The sequence below is a fragment of the Paracoccus sp. FO-3 genome (assembly GCF_006386455.1).
Classification (GTDB): Bacteria; Pseudomonadota; Alphaproteobacteria; order Rhodobacterales; family Rhodobacteraceae; genus Paracoccus; species Paracoccus versutus.
In genome coordinates this window covers 1-1,951 of the sequence record NZ_VCBQ01000236.1, presented here as the reverse complement: position 1 = coordinate 1,951, position 1,951 = coordinate 1, and the positions used below count along the sequence as shown (strand labels likewise).

General features: G+C 67.6%; 2 protein-coding genes. Both read right to left on the bottom strand.

The window, feature by feature from the left end; translation table 11 throughout:
- On the bottom strand, window positions 1-446 hold a 446-nt coding region (locus FE811_RS26650; protein WP_036761459.1), incomplete at its 3' end, for a glycosyltransferase family A protein.
- An 11-nt stretch (window positions 447-457) separates the two neighbouring features.
- A complete protein-coding gene (locus FE811_RS26645) occupies window positions 458-1,765 on the bottom strand; it encodes a DUF6212 domain-containing protein (RefSeq protein ID WP_140849512.1) in 1,308 nt (435 codons plus the stop codon).
- Window positions 1,766-1,951 lie beyond the last annotated feature (186 nt).

Sequence of the window (1,951 nt, the reverse complement as noted above, 5' to 3'; positions counted from 1 at the left end):
AGGCCGAACATGTCGATATTGGGATAGATCCAGCCGGCGTCGGGATGCTGCGCCAGCGCCGCCATGGCATTGGCCATGGCGTCGGGACGCAGCCGGTTGTCGGCGTCCAGCATGTAGATCGCCTCGACCGAAGCCCATGTCGCCAGCGCATGACGAATGCCATGGTTGCGCGCATCGCTGAGCCCGCCATTGGGCTTGCGCAGATAGGTGATCCGGTCGGGATAGCTCAGCGCATATTCCCGGCAGACCAGGTCGGTCTCGCGATGCGGGCAGCCGTCGTTGACCAGGACCAGCTGGATCGGGAAGTCCGCCCGCTGGGCCAGGACGCTTTCGATCGCCTCGGCCAGCAGCACCGAATGGCGAAAGATCGGCACGACCACCGCCAGCCGCGGCATCTGAACCGGCACCGTATCCGCGTCCTGGGGGCGCAGGAGAATCTGTTGCATCCTCTTCCCCCTCAGAACTGCAGGCAGATGTTCGAGAAGGTAGACCAGCCGTAGTGGTTGCTGGAATGCCCGCGCGGCAGGCGCGTCATCAGATAGAGGTCATGCGGCCTGTCCAGCGATTCGGGCAGCAGGACATGCGCCTGGCCCTCTTCCTCGGGCTGCAGCCTGATCCAGCCGGAACTCAGGGCCGGGTCGAAGACCGGCAGGCGGCCGGGCTGGTGCGGGCGCTGGTCCTGCGGCAGCAGCGCCNGGCGGCCGGGCTGGTGCGGGCGCTGGTCAAGCGGCAGCAGCGCAAGCTGGTATTCGACCGGCGGCGCCTCGGCATGGCGGGTCAGGAGCGAGGCGAACACCTGCCGCACGCCCGGCAGGGCCAGCCCCGCCAGGATACCGCATGCGGTCTGGTCGGGCAGAACATGGACCAGCAGCGCCTCGCCGGACTGGAACAGCGGCACGGTATCGTGCAGCGTTTCCAGATTGATCGCGGTCGCCAGCGTGTCCCGCTCGACCCGGCGCAGGCGGTTCTTGCCGCCGACCTGGATAAAGGCGTTCGCCGGGACCGGCGCCCTTGCCCCGGCGATCCAGCGCCAGATCTGCAAGGCCGGCAGGGTCTCGACCGGCTGGCCGTCGACCTCGGGATGGAAACGCGGCTCGGGATGCTGCACCGCGCTGGCCAGCCGGATGGTATCCCTGCCTTGATAGGCGACGTTCAGCATCAGGCTGATCGTGTCCGGCCCCAGCGCGCGGTCCAGCGAAAAGCGCAGCCAGCCCTGGGTCAGCCGCGCGGCCGGCACTTCCCAGATCGCCAGGGTTTCGTTGGTGTCGGGGCTCAGCAGGCTGACGTTCAGCACCCCTTCCGACGGGGGCGTCTCGTTGCTGATCTGGACCGCGATGTCGCTCAGCCCGACGCTGGAACCCGGCAGCCGCTGCACCAGCCGCGAGCCGTTGCGCAGGGTGATCGGCAATTGCCCCGAGACCGGCGACAGCGTGGTCTCCAGCTTGCGATGCTGCGGTCCGTGCCGATAGACGAACTGCTCGAGGTTCTGGAAGCTGGCCTGGATCTCCTCGTGCTGCTGGCGCAGCAGGCCCAGTTCGCGCATGAACCGGGTCGAGCGCTGCGCGCCTTGCTGCTGGGCCTTGGTCATCTGCACGACCAGCCATTCCAGCACCTTGGCGCGCGCATCCGCGGTATCGGCCATCTCCAGCGGGATTTCCGCCGGAGCATCGACATCCAGCTTGCTGCGCCACAGGCTGGCCAGCTTTGCCAGATGGCCCTTGCCGCTGTCCGACAGGGGCAGGCGGCCGATGACCCGCAGGGCCACCTGGTCGAGCGGCAGGACTTGCCCGCCGTCGTCGTTGAATTCGACATTGTCCGGCGTCCCGGAGGCGACGATCAGGGAGACCGGAAGCGAGAGCGCGGAAACTCCGTCAANAGGCGACGATCAGGGAGACCGGAAGCGAAAGCGCGCTGACTTCGGCATAGTCTTCGGGCGCCACGAGAATGGAGG